Below are 17,964 nucleotides of genomic sequence, written 5' to 3' on the forward strand. Positions count from 1 at the left end.
TCAATCCTCAATCGGCATGTTGTAATCCAACCCGTTCAGGTCAGCGCGAAGTACGAACCTCGTTACCTCGAATGGCTTTCCCTGGTCATCGATCCCCGTGTGAAGGACGTCGAGTACCGGAACGCCGTCCGGGATAGCAAGTCCGCTCACTTCCTCGGGCGTCGGCATGCGCGCAGATATCTCTTCGCGAATACGCGCAATCGGATGTCCCAATTCCTCGAAACGTGCGTAGAGACTGCCCTTTCCCATGTCGGCACTCGTGGCTAATACAGATCCCTCCGAAATGCTGATTGGGATGTACGTGATGCCCACCTGCACTGGCTCATCGTCGGCGTAGTACCAATTCTCGCGCCGTGTTACAGAGCGATTTTCGCGGCTCAGGCCGAGCCGTTCGGCAACGTCGTCAGGCGCATCGACGCGCGTAATCGAAGTGCAATCGACTCGCGCCGTCCGGCCTTGTTTGGTCACCTCAGCTCGGTAGGGAGAGAGGCCCGTCGACTCGCGCAGCGTGCGCGAGTACCGGTTGCTGCCGAGCCGCAGTAGTGGGCGATGCTCGCGAACGAAGACCCCCGCGCCGTGCTTGGCGACCACCAGCCCCTCGCGGCGGAGCATGTCGATCGCCTCGGCTGCCGTGTTTCGCGCCGTCCCATACTGCGCGGCTAGGGCTCGCTCGGATGGCAGCTTCTTGCCGGGCTGGTACGTCCCGTCCGCGATTTGGTCCCTGAGATCATCTGCGATCCGCCGGCTCGGCGGTCGGCGTTCGCCCTGGTCAGACGTCACGTTGTGGCCTTCCCCTTCACCCCTCAGTCAAGACCTCCTGGCCATCGTAGCCCAACTGGCTTGGGCCAGTTCTTGACACGATCTCGGTCGGTGGACTACAACTGGCTCAAGCCAGTTAACTGGCTCAAGCCAGTTTCGAGATCGTCCCGGAGGTTTCTCGTGAGGAAGTACGTCGAAGGCGAGCCGTCGCCGGCCGACCTGTCCGCGATCGAGGCCGAGTGGCCGCTGATCGAGGCGGAATTGTCCGTACTGGACGCCGAGATCACCAACATCTACGCCGCTGACCACGGCGGCCCGTCGCCGCTGGACTGGCGACGTCTTCGCCGGGCCGAGGCCCGCGTCACCCGCGTTGCCGCCGAGCTGGCCGCGCGTCCCGCCGCCCTCCGCGAGGTGGCGTGATGACCCAGGACATCAAGCGTCTCCGCCGCATCGGGTGGGGCGTCCGAGGTGTGTTTGTCCTCGGTATCGCCGCGTCGCTGGCGGGCAACGTGCTGCACGCCGCGGACAACCCGGTCAGCAAGGCCATCTCGGCGTGGTCGCCGCTGGCGCTGCTGCTGGCCGTCGAGCTGATCTCGCGCATCCCGGCCCGCCGCGGCCCGATGTCGGTCGCCCGGCTCGGTGCTACCGCGGTCATCGCGGGCATCGCCGCGTGGGTGTCGTACTGGCACATGGCCGGCGTCGCAGCCCGCTACGGCGAGACGGGCGCGAGCCCGTACCTGCTGCCGTTCAGCGTAGATGGCCTGATCGTGGTCGCCTCGATCAGCCTCGTGGAGATCGGCGGCCGAATCCGTTCACTGGCCGAGCCCGCGTCCGACGTCACGACGGCCGTCACGACGGCCCCGGCTGCGCCCGAGCCGGTCACCCTCGCCCCGGTCACCGAGGCTGAGCCCGCCGCGGCACGGCCAGTCAAGAGGGCTCCCGCCAAGCGCGTCACGCCGCGGCCGGCGTCGGCCGAGAAGGTGGCGCGGGCCGCGGCCAAGCTGCCCGGTGCGAGCGTCGCCGAGATCGCCAAGAAGGCCGGCGTGTCCGTCTCGACGGCCCGGCGTCATCTGCCCGCCCGCGTCACCGATGCGTCACCATCTACCCCGGTTCCTGCGGAAACGCCCGCTCTCGTGGCCGCGTGAGGTGACCAACGATGACCGAGATCGAGATCTACGAAGCACACGCCGAGCTGCACAACCTGCGCGCCGATCTCGCCGCCCTGCACGACTGGGCCGAGGACGCGCTCAACGAGGAGCGCGACCGGCAGTACATCGCCGAGCACCTGTCCACCGAGGTCGCCGCGCTGGCGACCGGCAAGCCGCTCCCGCGGCGTCCGTTCTAGCTCCGCCCGGCGGCACGGCTCAACCGACCAAAGCAGCGCCGCGCCGCCGGCCTCAACCCCTCGGTTCTAGACCTCAAGGAGAGGCCCCAATGTTCTCGCACGTCGCCCACCGCGTCACCCTCGCCGCCCGCTGGATCCTCCTGTCGTGCGGCTGCCAGGTCACCCTCCACGGCAACGCCAAGGCCCCGACCTACTGCCCCGACTGCCGCAAGGCCGTCACGTCGAGCCAGAGCTGAGGACGAGATGAGCACCCCTAACCACGATCCGAACGAGTTCGACTGGAAGGCCGCAGAGTCTGACCTCGGCGAGGTCGTCGACCTGGAAGCCGCCCGTCAGCGCCGCGAGGCCGCGGCCCTGGTCCCGTCCGAGGTGCCCGACGACGTGGCGCCCGCGGTGACCGGCCCGGCCGGCACGGTGGACACCGAGGTGTTGGAGGGCGAGATCGTGGCCGCGCAGGTCACGGACACGCCGCCGGAGCTGAAGCAGTGGGCGTGGGCGGTCGGCTGGAAGCACAAGCTGCACCGGCTGTGGATGTACAAGTGGCGCTACCTGTGGAACACGTTCGTGGTGCTCGGCGCGTGGTCCGTGCGCGCGTCCGGGTGGTGGTTCCGGGGGATCGCCCGCTCGGTCACCGACTTCTTCAACTACGTCGACGACCGGCAGGCCCTCGTGATCGCCGATCAGACCGCCGGGGCCGTCGACGGCCGGGCTGACGTGGACGCGTGGCTCAAGGCCCGCGCCGAGCGGCATCGGGAGGTCAAGGACCGCCGCCGGGTGGTCCGCTCCCGCACCATCCTGCCGCTGGTCTGCCTGATCGGGCTGATCGTTCTGCTGGTGTGGCTGGGCCGCGGTGACCTGATCCGCGGCAACCTCGGTCACGCCGCGCTGACCGCGTGGATCGGGCTGGGGTGCTGGCTGGTCTGGTACGGCCGGGCGCGTACCGCGCCGTTCCTGCCGCAGTTCCGGGAGCCGTCGCCCTATCCGCCGGTCACCAATGACACCGTGACCGGTGCGCTGCTGGCCACCGGGATCACCCAGTTCAAGGACGTGGTCAAGGCCGGGCACTCCCCGGTCGATGTGATCTTCCGCGACGACAGCGCGGGCGGGAAGATCGCCGAGACCCACCCGATCCCCGGTGTGACCACGCAGATGGTGATGGCCAAGTCCATCGTCATCGCCGGTGCCCTCAAGCGCCCTCCGGCGATGGTGCACCTGTCGCAGGCCCCGACCGGCGTGCCGGGCCACGTGGAGATCCTGGTGCTGGACATCGACCCCGGGCAGACCAAGCCGAAGCGGTTCGCCTACCTCGGCAAGCCGGTCAACGTCGGCGCTCCCTGCACGATCGGCTACGACCCGCGGAACCGGCCGGTGCGCTGGCCGCTGCCGGGCTCGAACGGCATCACCACCGGCACCCCCGGCTCCGGCAAGACCGCCTACCTGATCGGGCTGGCGTGCCTGGCCGCCGCCGACGTCGACGGCGCGCAGCTCGCGGTGTTCGACTTCAAGGGCATGGGCGACTACGCCGAACTCGAGCCGGTCAGCTACGCCTACGGCGCGGACGCCGACCCCACCGAGACCGCCCGCATGCTGGTCGGCTACCTCACCAGCTTGAAGCGCGAGATCATCCGCCGCCGGCAGGTCCTCACCGACCTGAAGAAGGTCGGCTCGGAGATGCTGGACAACAACGCCGCGGCGCTGACCGACCGGCTCGCCCGGTCGAAGAAGCACAACATGCCCTGGATCCTGGTCATCATCGACGAGATCCACGAAGGTCTCGGCGACCCGATCTACGGCAAGGACATCGCCGCCTTGCTCACCGACCTGATGAAGATCGGCCGGGCGTGCGGGATCCACGTCGAGATCGCCTCTCAGCGCACCGACACCGACTCCATCCCGACCTCGATCAGCTCCCTGCCGATCGTGCGGGTGGCGTTCCACCAGAACGGCCAGCCCGGCAACGACATGATCCTCGGCACCGGCGCCTACAAGCGCGGCGTCGACGCGACCGCGTTCCGCCGCGGCGCGGCCGGCACCGCCGCCGACGACCGCGGGTCCTGCTGGTACATCGGCTCCGAGGGCGGCGAGCCGGTGCGGGTCCGGACCACGTTCGTGCTGCCGGACGTAAAGCGGATCGTCGCTACCGCGTTGGAGGGTCGGACCAAGGCCGGGACGCTGATCGGCGCGGCGGCCGGGATCGTCGAGCAGGTCGAGGCCGCTCCGGCGCACAGCGCGCTCGACGACGTGCGCGCGGTGTTCATCGGCGAAGAGATCGCCCTGCACGGCGACGTGATCTTCCACCGGATCAACACCCGGCACCCCGACCGGTGGAAGTCGCAGGCCGCGCTGATGGCCGCGCTCAAGGCCGAAGCGCCCGGCTGGAAGTCCCCCACCGTCGACGTCGGGCAGGTCCGCCCGGCCGACGCCCCCGTTGACGCCGGGATCGAGAAGACCCGCAAAGGCATCCGCCTCGCCCACCTGGAAGCCGCCATCACCGAGCGTGACGACAAGAAGGGTCAGTAGCGGCGGACAGTCGGGCCGACACCGGCCCGGCCGACGCCCTCGGCGACGGAGATCGGGCCGCTAGGCCTAGCGGGATCACCCGCGAGGCCTAGCGGGTCCGCTAGCCCCCACCCTCGCCCCCTAGCCGCGCCATCACCAGCCGACTCGCTCCTAGCGCCCGGCATGGTCCCGCACACCCAAAAACCGCCCTGGAGGCCCTGGTGAAGACCCCCACCCGCAACCCGCTATGGGCAATGTTCGCCCTGCTCGCAGGCCTGCTCTGGCTCGCCGCCCGCACCACACCCGGACTCACTCTGATCACTGTCGGTAGCCTCGCGGCCGGTCTCGGGCACCCCTGGACCGGCCTCGCGGTCGCCGCCCTCGGCGCGATGGTCTACCGCGAGCAGTGCTCCCGCACCCCCTACGCCCGCTGCCTTCGCTGCCACGGCACCGGCAACCACCGGATCCGCCACCACAAGCCGTGCCGCCTGTGCCGCGGCAAGGGCGTCCGGATGCGCTGGGGACGCGCCGTGATGAACGCCTACCGCCGCGCCACCTACTCCGGAACCGCCCCGGCCGCGCCCGCGGCCCGGCCGCCCGCCGCCGGCACCTACGTCCAAGCCCTCCGCGACACCGACGAGCACGAGGCAGGCACCCGATGACCACCCGCACGATGGCCCGGCTCACCCGGATCGCAACCCAGCACACCCAATGGTGCGCCCAAGACCACACCTGCGGCATCGACACCCACCGCGCCCGGCCTGTCGTCACTGCCCGCGGAAGCGGCCGGGCCGTCATGACCCGCACCCGCGCCGCCGACGTCGAGTACGCCGAGGTGGTCATCCGGATCCCGTTGCACCGCAACGGAAACACCGCGCGCGGGCAGCTCGCCACGCTGCTGCGGCTACTCGGCGAGCTGCTGGACGCGGTCATCGTCCGGCCGCACGTGCTGACCGGCCGCGGCGAGCGGTTCGCGATCGGGCGGAGGGCCGCCTGATGTCCCGGATCCGGGCCACCTACTGGGATCCCGCGGGCACCCGGTACGGCCTGCCCACCTTTTGGTGGCAGGGCGCACCCGCGGGCTACGCCACCCGGCGGCAACTGCGCGCCCGCGGGCTGCGGCCGGGCGGTCAGCCGATCGCCGCGCAGATCCTGTGGCGCGGCGTCGGCGGCACCCGGGCCGCGTACCTGTACCGGCTCGACCTGGCCCGGCCCAAGCGCACCGCGAGCCCCGCCCAGCTCGCCGCGGTGCGCGCCGCGCTGCGCGCCCGCCGGACGTGCCCGACCTGCGGCGAGGTGCGGCCCTACTACATCCCGCGTTCGTTCGGCGAGTGCCTTGACTGCCGCGACGACCGGAACCCGGCCCACTGACATGACCGCCACCGAGCCGGGCTTCCTCGACTGGCGCACCCACAGCACCGGCCCGGCGCTGCCCTGCCGAATCTGCGGACGCCTGTCGATCCTGCGCGACGAGAAGGAGCGGCCCTGCCACAAGACCTGCGCGGAGACCCGGCTCGCACCATCCACAAGTGACACAAGGGAGCAGATCCCCATGCACAGCAACGACTTCCTGACCGCCGCACTGTCCGCCGCAGCCCGCGGCTGGCACGTCTTCCCGCTACGTCCCGACGACAAGCGGCCCGCGATCGACCGATGGGAGCAGCGCGCCACGACCGACCCTGACCGGATCCGCCGATGCTGGACGGCCGGCTCGTACAACGTCGGCATCGCGTGCGGGCCGTCCTGCCTCGTGGTGCTCGACTTTGACGCCCGCAAGACCGGGCAGGCTGCGCCCGCGGGATCCGAGGGCTACATGCACGGGTGGGGCGTGTTCACCGACCTGTGCGGCGACCTCGGCCACCCGGTGCCCGACGACACGTACGCGGTCACGACCGGCCGCGGCGGGTTGCACCTGTACTTCCGCCACCCCGAGGCCGTCGAGTTGCGCAACACCGCGGGCGCGCTGGGCTGGCTGATCGACACCCGCGCGCGCGGCGGCTACGTCGTCGCCGCGGGCTCGATCGTCGCCGGGCGCGCGTACACCATCCGGCAGGACGTGCCCACGGCCGGGATGCCCAGTTGGCTCGGCGAGCGGCTACGGCCCGCACCGCTACGGCCGGAAGGGCCGCCGGTCGTCATTGAGCTGCCCGCGGACCGGCGCGGCGCGTACGTGCGGGCCGCGATCGACGGCACCCTGTCCAAGCTCGCCGAGGTCGGCGAGGGCGGGCGGAACCACGCACTGTTCATGGCCGCGCAGACCCTCGGGCAGCTCGCCGCGGGCGGCGCGGTCGCCGAGGACACCGTGACCGCCGTGCTGACCGACGCCGCCGCCCGGCTCGGGCTGAGACCGCGGGAGATCGAGCGCACGATCGCTTCCGGGCTGCGGGCCGGTGCCCGCCGGCCGCGGCAGGTGGCGTGATGACCGCCCCGACCCCGGACCAGCGGCCCGCGTTGCGCATCGCCGGACCGGACGACGCCGCGGCGGTGCTGTCCGCGGTCGACAAGCCCGCCCGGCTGCGCACCTCGTGGACCGCCGCGGACATCATGGCGATGGAGTTCGCCCCGCCCAAGTGGGCCGTGCCCGGCGTGATCGCCGAGGGCTTCACCCTGCTGTGCGGGCCGCCCAAGGTCGGCAAGTCGTGGATGTCGCTCGGGCTCGGCGTGGACGTCGCCCGCGGCGACCGCGCGTTCGGCACGATCGACGTGGAGGCCGGGCCGGTGCTCTACCTCGCCCTCGAAGACACCGCGCGGCGGCTGCAAACCCGGCTGCGCAAGGTGCTCGGCGACCGGCCCGCCCCGGCCGGGCTTACCCTGGCCACCCAGTGCCCGCCGCTGCCGCAGGGCGGGGATCAGGCCATCGCTGCGTGGCTCGACCGGCACCCGCGGGCGCGGCTGGTCATCATCGATGTGTTCGCCAAGCTGCGCGGCAACTCCGCGCCGGGCGCGTCCGCCTACGATGCCGACTACGCCGCGGTCGGTCGGGCGAAGAAGATCGCTGATGACTACGGCGTCGCGGTTGTCGCCGTGCACCACGTGCGCAAGGCGGGCTCGGAGGACTTCCTGTCCGAGGTGTCCGGCACGAACGGGCTCGCCGGGGCCGCGGACGCGACGCTCGTGCTCAAGCGGGCGCGCAACCAGGGTGACGGCGTGCTGCACGTGACCGGCCGCGACGTGGACGAGAACGAGTACCCGTTGACCTTCGACCCTGCCGCGGGTGCGTGGCGGATGCTCGACGGCCCGGCCGGCGACTACCAGCTCAGCGACACCCGCGCGGCGATCCTGCGCTACCTGCGCGGCGCGCCCGGCTCGACGCCCAAGGTCATCGCTGAGGGGACCGGGCTCAAGGCGGACACCGTGCGGCAGAACTGCACGCGGATGCTCGCCGATGGGCAGCTGGCCGCCGAGCCAGGCGGCCGGTACCGGGTGCCCGGTGTCACCGCTGTCACTCCTGTCACTGCCGTCACTCAACCTGAGCTGACCTGCGGAAACGCCAGTGACAGCGAGAGTGACAGCCGAGAGGACGGCTGATCATGGGAGATCGGCTGAAACACGAAGGATCCAGGATGATTCCTCTCGGATGCATAGGAACACCCCAGGGTGTCCGAGATCTTGGCTCAGCGTGGCTCTCAGCGGGCCGCGCAGAGGGCCGCAGGGACATCGAGCCTCGCACCCTCGCCAACACCGCACCGCAGCACCGGGAGGCCGTCATCGTGCGACTCAAGGCCGTCGACAGCACCACCACGACCGCCGCGGAAGCAGATCAGATCACCAGCACAACGCCTCAGTGTTTCAGAAAAGAAGCAAATCCCCGGCCGCTGGCGCTTGTCGATCAAGGTCGCCCGGAAAGCGCCGCACGAGTCCCTACCAACATCGATCAACTTCGCGCGATGGTCACCCAATCGAGGGCAAAGCAGGGGTTGCCCCCGACCATTGAGGACACCGACGTCCTTGAGAGAGTCGCTGCGATCTTTAAGCTAGCCGCCGAGCCTGCCGCTGCCCCGGCCGCGCGCGCCCGACCGGCCCGCAGGGCCGCCTAGCAGGACGAACGCGGAATGCCCCGACCGGTTTAGGTCGGGGCATTCGTCGTTGTCAGGGCGTGCTGTTGAGTCCGAGGTTAGGGGCAGTCGGTCACGAACTGCCGTAGGCACCGGTACGGCAGTTGAGTCCAGCCCTCGTTCGGGTGATGTCGAGCCCGAGGGTGACCAAATCGAGCTACGATGCCACGCGTGAATGGGTCAGAAATCGCGGCAGCCGGCAAGGTCGTTGGTGCTGCGGTTAACAAAGCGCTAAGTCCCGACGAAGAGACCAACAAGTCGATAGTGGCCCTTGCCGCGGAAACCGCGGAGATGAAAGCAGCGGCCCGGACGAGGGGTGCCCGCGTTGCGCTGGTGGAGCGGGTCAAGCTCAAGCTCTGGTACCCGGTAGCCCGGCTTTTCGGCGAGAGCGCTGCCTACTTCGAGGACGCGTTCGTGGATGAGATGGCGGCGAAAACGGCCGACATCCCTTCTGAAAACATGGTTACTCCGCCGCCCAGTGTTCTGGTGCCTACGATGCAGGTTCTGAGTTACATTGCCGAGGAACCTGATCTCAAAGAATTGTACCTAAATCTACTTACAACTGCCTCAGATGACCGCCGGAACGCAGACGCGCATCCGGCATTCGCTCAAGTGATCAAAGAGCTGACGGCGAGCGAAGCAAATTTGTTGAATACCGTCCTTGCCCAGGAGCAGTGGCCTATTGTCCGGGTGGAAAATACTGTCCCGGGCGGCTATCAAGTCAAGATGATGCATCTAACGCCTTTCCGCATTAACGGCGAAGGCTCCACCCAGAATTCCTTGATACCAACCTGGATCGACAATTGGGTAAGGCTGGGACTCGTGGATGCGACGTATGCCGAGCATGCTGTCAATGAAGCGGCGTACGAGTGGGTCACTACTTCCCCTGATTACGTCCGGATTGGTGAAATGCCGGATGTTGACTCAATCACGTTCACGAAGGGCCTTATCCGACGGAACGCGTTCGCGGAACGATTCTATCGGGCCGTGTCGCCGCCGGTCATTACATCGACCGATGTAGGGAATCCTCCTGCGGACGCGCAGGAGTGATCCATGACGATGGCGGCCCGCTCGCGGTGCACTGCGGGCGTGCCGCCATCGGAGCACCGGGCACCGATGCGTGTTGAAGGGTCACCCGTCGGTCTTGATGTCCCACTGATCAGGGGCACATATCTTCATCCCTGTAGGGCCGTGGTTGCAGTAGCCGTACGGGTTCTTCGCGTCGGACAAGTACTGCTGGTGGTAGTCCTCGGCGTAGTAGTAGGCCGTCAGCGGCTTGATCTCAGTGGTGATCGCGCCGTGGCCGGCCTTGGACACGACCGGCTGGAACGCCTCCAGCGACTCCCGCGCGACGCGCAGCTGGTCGTCCGTGGTCGTGTAGATCGCGGAACGGTACTGCGTGCCGACGTCGTTGCCCTGGCGCATGCCCTGGGTCGGGTCGTGGTTCTCCCAGAAGGCCTTCAGCAGGTCCGCATAGGCGATCTTGCTCGGGTCGTACACCACCTGCACGACCTCGGCGTGACCGGTGGAGCCGGAACAGGCCTCCTCGTAGGTCGGGTTCCTGGTGAACCCGCCCGCGTAGCCGACCGACGTCGAGTAGACGCCGGGCAGCCGCCAGAAGATGCGCTCCGCGCCCCAGAAACAGCCCATGCCGAAGACGGCGACCTCGAGGCCGGACGGCCACGGGCCCTTCAGCGGGGTGCCGAGCACGACGTGCTTGTCGGCGACCGGCATCGGAAGGCTTCGGCCCGGCAGGGCCTGGTCGGGGGTGGGTAGCTCGAGCTTCTTGTGCCGCAGGAACACGGTCACTCCCTTCATCCGCCCTGCACAACGCCGGGGGTTAGGCAATCCTTACCCGAGCTCCGAGGCGATCTTGGCGGCGTACTCGGTGGCTTCCTCGTCGCTGGCATATTTGGTGCGCGGCCAGAAAAACCCGCGCAATCCGTCGCCCTTTGTCCGGGGCACCACGTGCGTGTGCAGGTGTGCGACCGACTGCGAGACGATGTTGTTGATCGCGACGAAGGTTCCCTGGGCGCCGAGCGCGGCGGGAACGGCGGCGGCGACGTCTTGCACCAGCCCGAAATATCCGGGCAAATCAGCAACGGGCAGCTCGGGCAGCGTCACCACGTGCTGGCGGGGAACCACCAGCACGTGCCCCTTGAACACCGGCCGGGTATCGAGAAAGCCGACTCCGGAGGGCCCGTCGATGACCTTGAAGGCGGGCACCGACCCCGCCACGATCGCACAGAACACGCAGTCCGCCACCAGGTGAGACTAGCCTTGCGCAGCATGACGGCTAACAGCTACGGCTTCGACACCCTCGCCATCCACGCCGGCCAGGAGCCGGATCCCCGGACCGGCGCGGTGGTGCCTCCGATCTACCAGACCAGCACGTACGCGCAGGACGCCGTCGGCTCACCCCGCCTCGGGTACGAGTACAGCCGCTCCGGCAACCCGACCCGGGACGCGCTGCAGGAGTGCCTGGCCGCGATCGAGGGCGGACGTCGCGGCCTGGCCTTCGCGAGCGGGCTGGCGGCCGAGGACACGCTGCTGCGCGCCGTCTGCCGGCCCGGCGATCACGTGGTGATCCCCGGTGACGCGTACGGGGGCACCTTCCGTCTTTTCTCGAAGGTTCTCGAGAACTGGGGACTGGACTGGACCGCGGTGCCACTCGACGACATCGACCAGGTGCGGGCCGCGTTCCGCCCCGGGCACACCCGGATGATCTGGGCCGAGACTCCCACCAACCCGCTGCTCAACGTCGCCGACGTCCCGGCGCTGGCCGCGCTCGCCCACGAGTACGACGCGATGCTCGCCGTCGACAACACGTTCGCGTCGCCCTACCTGCAGCAGCCGATCGCGCTCGGCGCCGACGTGGTGATCCACTCGACCACCAAGTACCTGGGTGGACACTCCGACGTGGTCGGTGGCGCGCTGGTGACGGCCACCGACGACCTCGGCGAGACGCTGCTGTTCCACCAGAACGCGATGGGCGCGGTCAACGGGCCCTTCGACGCGTGGCTCACGCTGCGGGGGATCAAGACATTGGGCGTACGCATGGAGCGGCACTGTGACAACGCCGAGCGCATCGTCCGATACCTCGGCGAGCACACCGCCGTGGCGGAGGTCCTCTACCCAGGTCTGGAGTCGCACCCGGGGCACGAGACGGCGGCCAAGCAGATGCAGCGGTTCGGCGGCATGGTGTCGTTCCGGGCGGCCGGCGGCCCCGAGGCGGCGATCGCGATCTGCAACAAGACGAAACTGTTCGTGCTGGCCGAGTCGCTCGGCGGAATCGAATCGCTGATCGAGCACCCGGGTCAGATGACACACCTGTCCGCTGCGGGCTCTCCGCTTGAAGTACCCGCCGATCTCGTGCGACTGTCTGTCGGCATCGAAAGCGTTGACGATCTGCTCGCCGACCTCGAGCAGGCGCTCGGCTGACACCTCAACAACGGAGCATGGCATGTCGGACGGTTCGAGCTGGGTGGGCGCCACCGCGAAACAGATCTCCCGGGCGGTACGGCGCGGTGACGTGTCCGCCACCCAGATCGTCGCCGACACGATCGAGCAGATCTCCATCTCCGACCCGTCGCTCGACGCGTTCCGGGTGATCCGGGCGGGCGAGGCGCTGAGCGAGGCGGAAAAGGTCGACGACCAGGAAGACCTGGCCAACCTCCCGCTGGCCGGCGTGCCGGTCGCGGTGAAGGAGAACACGGCCGTCGCCGGGCTGCCCACCTGGGGCGGCTCGGCGGCGGCCCGCCAGCCGGTCGCCGAGGTCGACCACGAGGTCGTCCGGCGGCTGCGCGGCGCCGGCGCGATCGTCGTCGGCGTCACCCGGATGCCCGAGATGGGCCTGTGGGCGGTGACCGACGACGAGGACGCGCCCACCCGCAACCCGTGGGACCGCGACCGCACGCCGGGCGGCTCGTCCGGCGGGTCGGCGGCCGCGGTGGCGGCCGGCCTGGTGCCGATCGCCCAGGGCAACGACGGTCTCGGCTCGATCCGCATCCCGGCCGCCTGCTGCGGGCTGGTCGGCCTCAAGCCCGGCCGCGGCGTGATCCCGGCCGAGCTCGGCATCGACGGCTGGTTCGGCCTGGTCGAGAACGGCGTGCTGACCACCACCGTCTCCGACGCGGTGCTCGGCTTCTCGGTGCTGGCCGGGCGCGAGCCGGCCAAGCTGGTCGAGCCGGGCAAGCTGCGCATCGGCGTCTCGACCCGGTCGCCGGTGGTGGGCGTCCGCCCGGACGAGCCCAACCGGAACGCGGTGGCCACCGCGTCGAAGCTGTTCACCCAGGCGGGACACGACACGGTCACCGCCGACCCGCGCTATCCGACGGCCTTGGGCGTACGGGTGCTGGCGACCTGGTTCGCGTCGGCCTACCGGGAGTCGCAGAACCTCGACGTGTCCAAGCTGCAGCCGCGCACCCGCCGGCACATCGCGCTCGGCAAGTGGGCGTGGAAGGCCGGCCTGGTCAAGCAGGCGCATCGGGACGCCTGGCGGGAACAGTCGATCAAGTTCTTCGCCGACAAGAACGTGGACGTGCTGCTCACCCCGGCGCTGGCGGCCGCGCCCCCGCCGGCCGAGCAGTACTCGTCCGGCTCCTGGCGGCACAACATGGCGGTCAACATGCGGTACGCGCCGTACGCCGCGCCCTGGAACGTGGCCGGTCTCCCGGCGATCGTCGTCCCGGTCGGGGTGCGGCCGGACGGGCTGCCGCTGGCCGTCCAGATCGTCGGCCCGCCCGACTCCGAGCTGCTGCTTCTCTCGCTCGCCGGGCAGCTGGAGATGCTCAACCCGTGGCAGCGTCACGCCTTCGCGTAGGCGGGTGGCACGATCCTTCCCATGGTTGCCCCTCTCGAACTGCTGTCGCTGGCCGACGTCGAGGCCGCGCGCGAGCTGCTCGCCGGCGTGGTCGAGCCGACCCCGCTGATCCACTCGCGTCCGCTGTCGGAGATCACCGGAGTGCCGGCCTGGCTCAAGTGCGAGAACCAGCAGCGCGCCGGGTCGTACAAGGTGCGCGGCGCGTACACCCGGATCGCCCGTCTCTCCGACGCCGAGCGCAAGCGCGGCGTGGTGGCCGCCAGCGCCGGAAACCATGCGCAGGGTGTCGCGCTCGCGGCCGAGCTGCTCGGCGCGAGCGCCACCGTCTTCATGCCGGAGGGCGCGCCGCTGCCCAAGGTCACGGCGACCAAGGGGTACGGAGCGGCGATCGAGTACGCGGGGACGACCGTCGACGACGCCCTGGACGCCGCCCGCCGCTTCGCCGACGAGACCGGGGCCGTGCTGATCCACCCCTTCGACCATCCGGACGTGATCGCCGGGCAGGGCACGGTCGGCCTGGAGATCCTCGAGCAGCTGCCGGAGGCGACCACGATCGTGACCGCGGTCGGCGGCGGCGGGCTCATCTCCGGGCTGTCGGTGGCGGTCAAGGCGTTGCGGCCGGATGTCCGGGTCGTCGGTGTGCAGGCGGCGGGGGCCGCGGCGTACCCGCCCTCGCTGGCCGCCGGGTCGCCGCAGAAGCTGGACCGCGGGGTGACCATCGCCGACGGCATCGCCGTGCTGCGGCCGGGTGAGCTCACGTTCGCGCACGTCAGCAAGCTTGTGGACGAGGTCGTGACGGTCACCGACGACGACCTGTCGGCGGCGCTGCTGATGGTGCTGGAGCGGCACAAGATGGTGGTCGAGCCGGCCGGCGTGGCCGGGGTGGCGGCGCTGATGACCGGCGCCTGCGTGCCGCCGGCCGGGCCGGTGGTGGCGATCCTCTCCGGCGGCAACATCGACCCGATGCTGCTGCTGCGGGTGATCGAGCACGGGCTGGCGTCGGCGGGCCGCTTCCTGCGGCTGGCGGTGCGCTGCGACGACCGGCCGGGCGAGCTGGCGCGACTGCTGACCGAGATCGCCGAGCAGCGGGCCAACGTCGTGGACGTCGCACACGTACGGGAAAGCCCGCGCCTGAGCTTCGGCGAGGTCGAGGTGGCCCTGTCGGTCGAGACCCGCGGGCCGGACCACTCGGCCGCGCTGATCAGCATGCTGCGGGGCGCGGGCTACCGGGTGGCGCTGCTGGCCGACGCCACCCCGTGAGGCGGCGCCGGCTCGCTGTCGTGCTGGTCAGCCCTGGTAGGGGCCGAACTCGACCACGGTGACCTTGATGTCGGCGCCGCTGGGGGCCGTGTAGGTCACGGTCTGGCCGGGGCCGGCGTCGAGGATGGCCTTGCCGAGCGCCGACTCCGGGCTGTACACGGTCAGGTCGGTGGTGGAGGCGATCTCGCGGGAGCCGAGCAGGAACGTCTCGGTGTCGGTCTTGTCGTCGTCGAAGTAGATCGTCACGACCGAGCCGGGCTGCACCGTGTCGGCCGTCTTGACTTCGCCGACCTCGGCTGTGCGCAGGAACTCCTTGAGGTACTGAATGCGGCCTTCCTGCTTGCCCTGCTCCTCGCGGGCGGCGTGGTAGCCGCCGTTCTCCCGCAGGTCACCCTCCTCGCGACGCGCGTTGATCTCCGCGGCGACGGCCGGCCGCGCGGCGATCAGCTCGTCGAGCTCGGCCTGCAGCCGGTCGTAAGCGTCCTGGGAAAGCCAAGTCTTGGGCGCCTCTGAACTGGACACGGTCGATCTCCTTGCGTGGACGGGGAAACGCTCAACATCGCCGTTGCATGCTGAACGGAGCGAATCACCAAGCTTACCAGCGGTACGCACCGCGCCTGGATTGCTCGATCTTGCACTATTCAAACGCGGACCGACAGGCGATCAGCCCGCCGGTTGACACCGCAGAACGTCACCCACGGACGCCCGGCTCGTGGTCGTCACCGGCTCCTCGGCCTCGATGGTCGTGGCGTCCGGCCCGGCCTTGACCGTCACCGTGCGGCGGCCGACCACGTTGCCGTCGTAGTCACGGGCCCGCAGGTCGCATCGGGCCGCGGCGCCGGCCGGCACCCGGACCGTGAACTTGATCGTCAAGCTCGTCGGCGTCGGGTCCCGCCAGCCGACGATCTGCGCCTGGTAGTCGGTCTGCCCGTACCGCTGGTAGAGCTTCCAGGTCACCGCCAGGGAGGCCGCGATCACCAGGACCAGGATGGCGATCGGCAGCACCCGGCGCCGGCGCCCCTCGCGCCGGCGCCCGTAGCGACCGGGCGGGAAGACCGGGTTTGTGGTGTGCGTCTCGCTCACCTGACGACCTCTCGTGCAGTTCTTGTCGGTGGCATCGGCCAGAATGGCAGAGTTCATCTTCGCACTTGACCTGACCCGCTCATAAACCAGAGGAGCCCTTCGGTGACCGAGCAGCTGCGCCTCATGGCGGTGCACGCCCACCCCGACGACGAGTCGAGCAAGGGCGCCGCGACCATGGCGAAATACGTCGCCGAGGGCGCCAGCGTGCTCGTCGCCACCTGCACCGGCGGCGAGCGTGGCAGCGTGCTCAACCCGAAGATGGACCGGCCCGAGGTGCTGGCCGACATCACCAACATCCGCCGGGCCGAGATGGCGAAGGCGCGCGAGATCCTCGGGGTCGACCAGGCCTGGCTGGGCTTCGTCGACTCGGGGCTGCCCGAGGGCGACCCGCTGCCGCCGCTGCCCGAGGGCTGCTTCGGCCTGCAGGACCCGGAGGAGGCGGCCAAGCCGCTGATCAAGCTGATCCGCGAGTTCCGGCCGCACGTGATGACGACCTACGACGAGAACGGCGGCTATCCGCACCCCGACCACATCATGTGCCACCGGATCTCGGTGGTGGCCTTCGACGCGGCCGGCGACCCGGAGCAGTACCCGGAGCTGGGCGAGCCGTGGCAGCCGCTGAAGCTGTACTACAACTCCGGCTGGACCCGGGCGCGCATGCTGGCCCTGCACGAGGGCATGCTGGCGGCGGGGCTGGAGTCGCCGTACGCGGAATGGCTGGAGAAATGGTCGGACCGCGACGACCGCGGTGACAAGATCACCACCCGGGTCGAGTGCGGCGACTACTTCGGCGTCCGCGACGACGCCCTGCGGGCGCACGCCACCCAGGTCGACCCGGACGGCTTCTGGTTCCGCATCCCGCTCGAGCTGCAGCAGAAGGTGTGGCCGACCGAGGACTTCGAGCTCGCCCGGTCGCTGGTCGACAGCCCGGTGCCGGAGTCGGACCTGTTCGCCGGTATTCACGAGAGCGCTGACGTGCGCTGAGGTTTTTTGGGTTGTCCCGCCGACTGTGCTTGATGGCGTCGCCTCCGGCGCCGCGGGCGATCGCCCCCTTTAGGTCGAGGGGGAGGCGGCCGATTTCCCGGCACCGCAAACCCCGCGGCGACGGAAAATCGACCGCCTCCCCCTCGACGGGGCGATCGCGGGCAGTTCCGTGGTGAAGGGGCTCGCCGCACGAGAAGGCTCAGGGGCGGGCACCTCGCGTGGTCAGATCGGCCGCGTGCCTGAGGCGGGCGGCTCGCGCGGGCAGCTCGTTCGGCACGTCGCCCGTGCAACCCTTGCGCGGGCATGTCGCCCGGGCGTCTCGCCCCGCCACCGCGCGCTGGCATGTCGCCCGGACGTCTCGCCCAGCCACCGCGCGCTGGCATGTCGCCCGGGCGTCTCGCCCAGCCACCGCGCGCTCGCATGTCGCCCGGGCGTCTCGCCCAGCCACCGCGCGCTGGCATGCCGCCCGGGCGTCTCGCCCCGCCACCTCGCGCGTTCAGCTCGCCCGGTGACCTCGCGTGGTCAGCTCGCCCGGTGACTTCGCGCGGTCAGCTCGCCCGGCGACCTCATGCGGGCGGCTCGGCCGCGCGGCTCGTGCGGGCGGGTCGCGCGGGCAGGTCGCTAGCGGTCGGCGGGGGCGATCATGGGCTGGCGGCGTAGTCTGGAGGCGTGGATAGCATCTCGGTCGCGGTCAACAACTTCGGTGACACCCGGTCCGGCGGGCTCGCCGGGCCCATGGGTCTGTTCGTCATCGTGTTGCTCTCCATAGCGACTGTTTTGCTGATCCGCAATATGAACAAGCGCTTGCGTCGGCTTCCCGACAGTTTCACGGACGGACAGCGGACACAGCGTGAGGCTGAGATTGCCCGGTTGAATACTGACCTTGAGCGTTCCGGTGTCGAACCGCTTCACTCCGACGTCGATCAGAATCGATCGGCGACCGGTGCGGCCGTCACGGAGGCCGAGGTCAAGGGCGATACTACTCAGGGTGATGCTGCTCGCGCGGAAGGCGATCAGGGCCGCGTTTGACCACGTCGCGGCCGTTTCGGCCACGACGGCGACCAATACGCTGTGTATTGGTCAGACAAAAGCCAAACACGTCTCGTACGTCAACCCTTGTTGTGTTCATCGGGATTGATTTAGCCTTCCGCCGGGGG

Annotated in this window: 21 protein-coding genes; 16 read left to right on the forward strand and 5 right to left on the reverse strand. The window is 69.8% G+C overall.

Annotation, left to right across the window (positions count from 1 at the left end):
* A complete protein-coding gene (locus ACQP2F_RS04950; protein ID WP_433301042.1) occupies window positions 1–780 on the reverse strand; it encodes a GntR family transcriptional regulator in 780 nt (259 codons plus the stop codon).
* Window positions 781–939: 159 nt separating this feature from the next.
* Here ACQP2F_RS04950 and ACQP2F_RS04955 point away from each other — a divergent pair, with 159 nt between their 5' ends.
* From ACQP2F_RS04955 to ACQP2F_RS05005, 11 genes are all read left to right on the forward strand, one after another.
* A complete protein-coding gene (locus ACQP2F_RS04955) occupies window positions 940–1,179 on the forward strand; it encodes a DUF6284 family protein (RefSeq protein ID WP_433301043.1) in 240 nt (79 codons plus the stop codon).
* On the forward strand, window positions 1,179–1,904 hold the full coding sequence (locus tag ACQP2F_RS04960) for a DUF2637 domain-containing protein (protein ID WP_433301045.1): 726 nt from the start codon (window positions 1,179–1,181) through the stop codon (window positions 1,902–1,904). The genes ACQP2F_RS04955 and ACQP2F_RS04960 overlap by 1 nt, the downstream gene beginning before the upstream one ends.
* An 11-nt stretch (window positions 1,905–1,915) precedes the next feature.
* The gene (locus tag ACQP2F_RS04965) at window positions 1,916–2,104 is read left to right on the forward strand and encodes a hypothetical protein (protein ID WP_433301047.1); all 189 of its coding nucleotides are present in this window, start codon (window positions 1,916–1,918) and stop codon (window positions 2,102–2,104) included.
* An 89-nt stretch (window positions 2,105–2,193) separates the two neighbouring features.
* Entirely contained in the window at window positions 2,194–2,340 is a 147-nt protein-coding gene (locus ACQP2F_RS04970) for a hypothetical protein (RefSeq protein ID WP_433301049.1), read from the forward strand.
* A gap of 7 nt (window positions 2,341–2,347) precedes the next feature.
* On the forward strand, window positions 2,348–4,624 hold the full coding sequence (locus ACQP2F_RS04975; RefSeq protein ID WP_433301051.1) for an FtsK/SpoIIIE domain-containing protein: 2,277 nt from the start codon (window positions 2,348–2,350) through the stop codon (window positions 4,622–4,624).
* Between the two features lie 200 nt (window positions 4,625–4,824).
* Complete coding sequence (locus ACQP2F_RS04980; protein ID WP_433301053.1) at window positions 4,825–5,265, forward strand: hypothetical protein; 441 nt, start codon at window positions 4,825–4,827, stop codon at window positions 5,263–5,265.
* On the forward strand, window positions 5,262–5,600 hold the full coding sequence (locus ACQP2F_RS04985) for a hypothetical protein (RefSeq protein ID WP_433301055.1): 339 nt from the start codon (window positions 5,262–5,264) through the stop codon (window positions 5,598–5,600). Before ACQP2F_RS04980 ends, ACQP2F_RS04985 begins: the two co-directional genes overlap by 4 nt.
* Window positions 5,600–5,974, forward strand: coding sequence for an RRQRL motif-containing zinc-binding protein (locus ACQP2F_RS04990; RefSeq protein ID WP_433301057.1), 375 nt, complete (start codon window positions 5,600–5,602; stop codon window positions 5,972–5,974). The genes ACQP2F_RS04985 and ACQP2F_RS04990 overlap by 1 nt, the downstream gene beginning before the upstream one ends.
* A gap of 1 nt (window position 5,975) precedes the next feature.
* Complete coding sequence (locus tag ACQP2F_RS04995) at window positions 5,976–7,022, forward strand: bifunctional DNA primase/polymerase (protein WP_433301059.1); 1,047 nt, start codon at window positions 5,976–5,978, stop codon at window positions 7,020–7,022.
* The gene (locus ACQP2F_RS05000) at window positions 7,022–8,131 is read left to right on the forward strand and encodes an AAA family ATPase (protein WP_433301061.1); all 1,110 of its coding nucleotides are present in this window, start codon (window positions 7,022–7,024) and stop codon (window positions 8,129–8,131) included. Before ACQP2F_RS04995 ends, ACQP2F_RS05000 begins: the two co-directional genes overlap by 1 nt.
* A gap of 698 nt (window positions 8,132–8,829) precedes the next feature.
* The gene (locus ACQP2F_RS05005; protein ID WP_433301063.1) at window positions 8,830–9,708 is read left to right on the forward strand and encodes a DUF4393 domain-containing protein; all 879 of its coding nucleotides are present in this window, start codon (window positions 8,830–8,832) and stop codon (window positions 9,706–9,708) included.
* A gap of 81 nt (window positions 9,709–9,789) precedes the next feature.
* On the opposite strand, the gene msrA is transcribed toward ACQP2F_RS05005, so the two are convergent.
* Both msrA and ACQP2F_RS05015 read right to left on the reverse strand, forming a co-directional pair.
* Complete coding sequence (gene msrA / locus ACQP2F_RS05010) at window positions 9,790–10,461, reverse strand: peptide-methionine (S)-S-oxide reductase MsrA (RefSeq protein ID WP_433307350.1); 672 nt, start codon at window positions 10,459–10,461, stop codon at window positions 9,790–9,792.
* A gap of 48 nt (window positions 10,462–10,509) precedes the next feature.
* Window positions 10,510–10,923 (reverse strand): HIT family protein, encoded by a 414-nt coding sequence (locus ACQP2F_RS05015; protein ID WP_433301065.1) that lies wholly within the window; start codon window positions 10,921–10,923, stop codon window positions 10,510–10,512.
* Between the two features lie 24 nt (window positions 10,924–10,947).
* Here ACQP2F_RS05015 and ACQP2F_RS05020 point away from each other — a divergent pair, with 24 nt between their 5' ends.
* The 3 genes from ACQP2F_RS05020 to ilvA are packed head-to-tail and all read left to right on the forward strand — an operon-like array spanning window position 10,948 to window position 14,740.
* Entirely contained in the window at window positions 10,948–12,099 is a 1,152-nt protein-coding gene (locus ACQP2F_RS05020; protein ID WP_433301067.1) for a cystathionine gamma-synthase, read from the forward strand.
* A 22-nt stretch (window positions 12,100–12,121) separates the two neighbouring features.
* Window positions 12,122–13,480 (forward strand): amidase, encoded by a 1,359-nt coding sequence (locus tag ACQP2F_RS05025; protein ID WP_433301069.1) that lies wholly within the window; start codon window positions 12,122–12,124, stop codon window positions 13,478–13,480.
* 21 nt (window positions 13,481–13,501) lie between these two features.
* Window positions 13,502–14,740: a threonine ammonia-lyase gene (gene ilvA, locus ACQP2F_RS05030; RefSeq protein WP_433301071.1), complete on the forward strand. Its 1,239-nt coding sequence runs from the start codon at window positions 13,502–13,504 to the stop codon at window positions 14,738–14,740.
* Between the two features lie 27 nt (window positions 14,741–14,767).
* Here the strand turns inward: ilvA and greA are convergent, their stop codons facing one another.
* Window positions 14,768–15,262 carry a transcription elongation factor GreA gene (gene greA, locus ACQP2F_RS05035; protein ID WP_433301072.1) on the reverse strand — a complete coding sequence of 165 codons (495 nt, stop codon included), beginning with the start codon at window positions 15,260–15,262 and terminating at the stop codon, window positions 14,768–14,770.
* A 141-nt stretch (window positions 15,263–15,403) separates the two neighbouring features.
* A complete protein-coding gene (locus tag ACQP2F_RS05040; RefSeq protein WP_433301074.1) occupies window positions 15,404–15,880 on the reverse strand; it encodes a DUF4307 domain-containing protein in 477 nt (158 codons plus the stop codon).
* A 45-nt stretch (window positions 15,881–15,925) separates the two neighbouring features.
* Here ACQP2F_RS05040 and mca point away from each other — a divergent pair, with 45 nt between their 5' ends.
* Window positions 15,926–16,807 (forward strand): mycothiol conjugate amidase Mca, encoded by an 882-nt coding sequence (mca, locus tag ACQP2F_RS05045; RefSeq protein WP_433301076.1) that lies wholly within the window; start codon window positions 15,926–15,928, stop codon window positions 16,805–16,807.
* A 669-nt stretch (window positions 16,808–17,476) separates the two neighbouring features.
* The gene (locus ACQP2F_RS05050) at window positions 17,477–17,836 is read left to right on the forward strand and encodes a hypothetical protein (protein WP_433301078.1); all 360 of its coding nucleotides are present in this window, start codon (window positions 17,477–17,479) and stop codon (window positions 17,834–17,836) included.
* The last annotated feature ends 128 nt before the right edge of the window (window positions 17,837–17,964 follow it).

The sequence above is a fragment of the Actinoplanes sp. CA-030573 genome (genome assembly GCF_050951115.1).
GTDB lineage: Bacteria > Actinomycetota > Actinomycetes > Mycobacteriales > Micromonosporaceae > Actinoplanes.

What these genes read in the sequence shown, in the direction of transcription:
- ACQP2F_RS05040 (WP_433301074.1), bottom strand. Translation starts at nt 15,880, where the DNA reads ATGAACTCTGCCATTCTGGCCGATGCCACCGACAAGAACTGCACGAGA.
- ACQP2F_RS05025 (WP_433301069.1), top strand. Translation starts at nt 12,122, where the DNA reads ATGTCGGACGGTTCGAGCTGGGTGGGCGCCACCGCGAAACAGATCTCC.
- ACQP2F_RS04985 (WP_433301055.1), top strand. Translation starts at nt 5,262, where the DNA reads ATGACCACCCGCACGATGGCCCGGCTCACCCGGATCGCAACCCAGCAC.
- ACQP2F_RS05000 (WP_433301061.1), top strand. Translation starts at nt 7,022, where the DNA reads ATGACCGCCCCGACCCCGGACCAGCGGCCCGCGTTGCGCATCGCCGGA.
- ACQP2F_RS05020 (WP_433301067.1), top strand. Translation starts at nt 10,948, where the DNA reads ATGACGGCTAACAGCTACGGCTTCGACACCCTCGCCATCCACGCCGGC.
- ACQP2F_RS04990 (WP_433301057.1), top strand. Translation starts at nt 5,600, where the DNA reads ATGTCCCGGATCCGGGCCACCTACTGGGATCCCGCGGGCACCCGGTAC.
- ACQP2F_RS04965 (WP_433301047.1), top strand. Translation starts at nt 1,916, where the DNA reads ATGACCGAGATCGAGATCTACGAAGCACACGCCGAGCTGCACAACCTG.
- ACQP2F_RS04995 (WP_433301059.1), top strand. Translation starts at nt 5,976, where the DNA reads ATGACCGCCACCGAGCCGGGCTTCCTCGACTGGCGCACCCACAGCACC.
- ACQP2F_RS04975 (WP_433301051.1), top strand. Translation starts at nt 2,348, where the DNA reads ATGAGCACCCCTAACCACGATCCGAACGAGTTCGACTGGAAGGCCGCA.
- ACQP2F_RS04960 (WP_433301045.1), top strand. Translation starts at nt 1,179, where the DNA reads ATGACCCAGGACATCAAGCGTCTCCGCCGCATCGGGTGGGGCGTCCGA.
- ACQP2F_RS04970 (WP_433301049.1), top strand. Translation starts at nt 2,194, where the DNA reads ATGTTCTCGCACGTCGCCCACCGCGTCACCCTCGCCGCCCGCTGGATC.
- ilvA (WP_433301071.1), top strand. Translation starts at nt 13,502, where the DNA reads ATGGTTGCCCCTCTCGAACTGCTGTCGCTGGCCGACGTCGAGGCCGCG.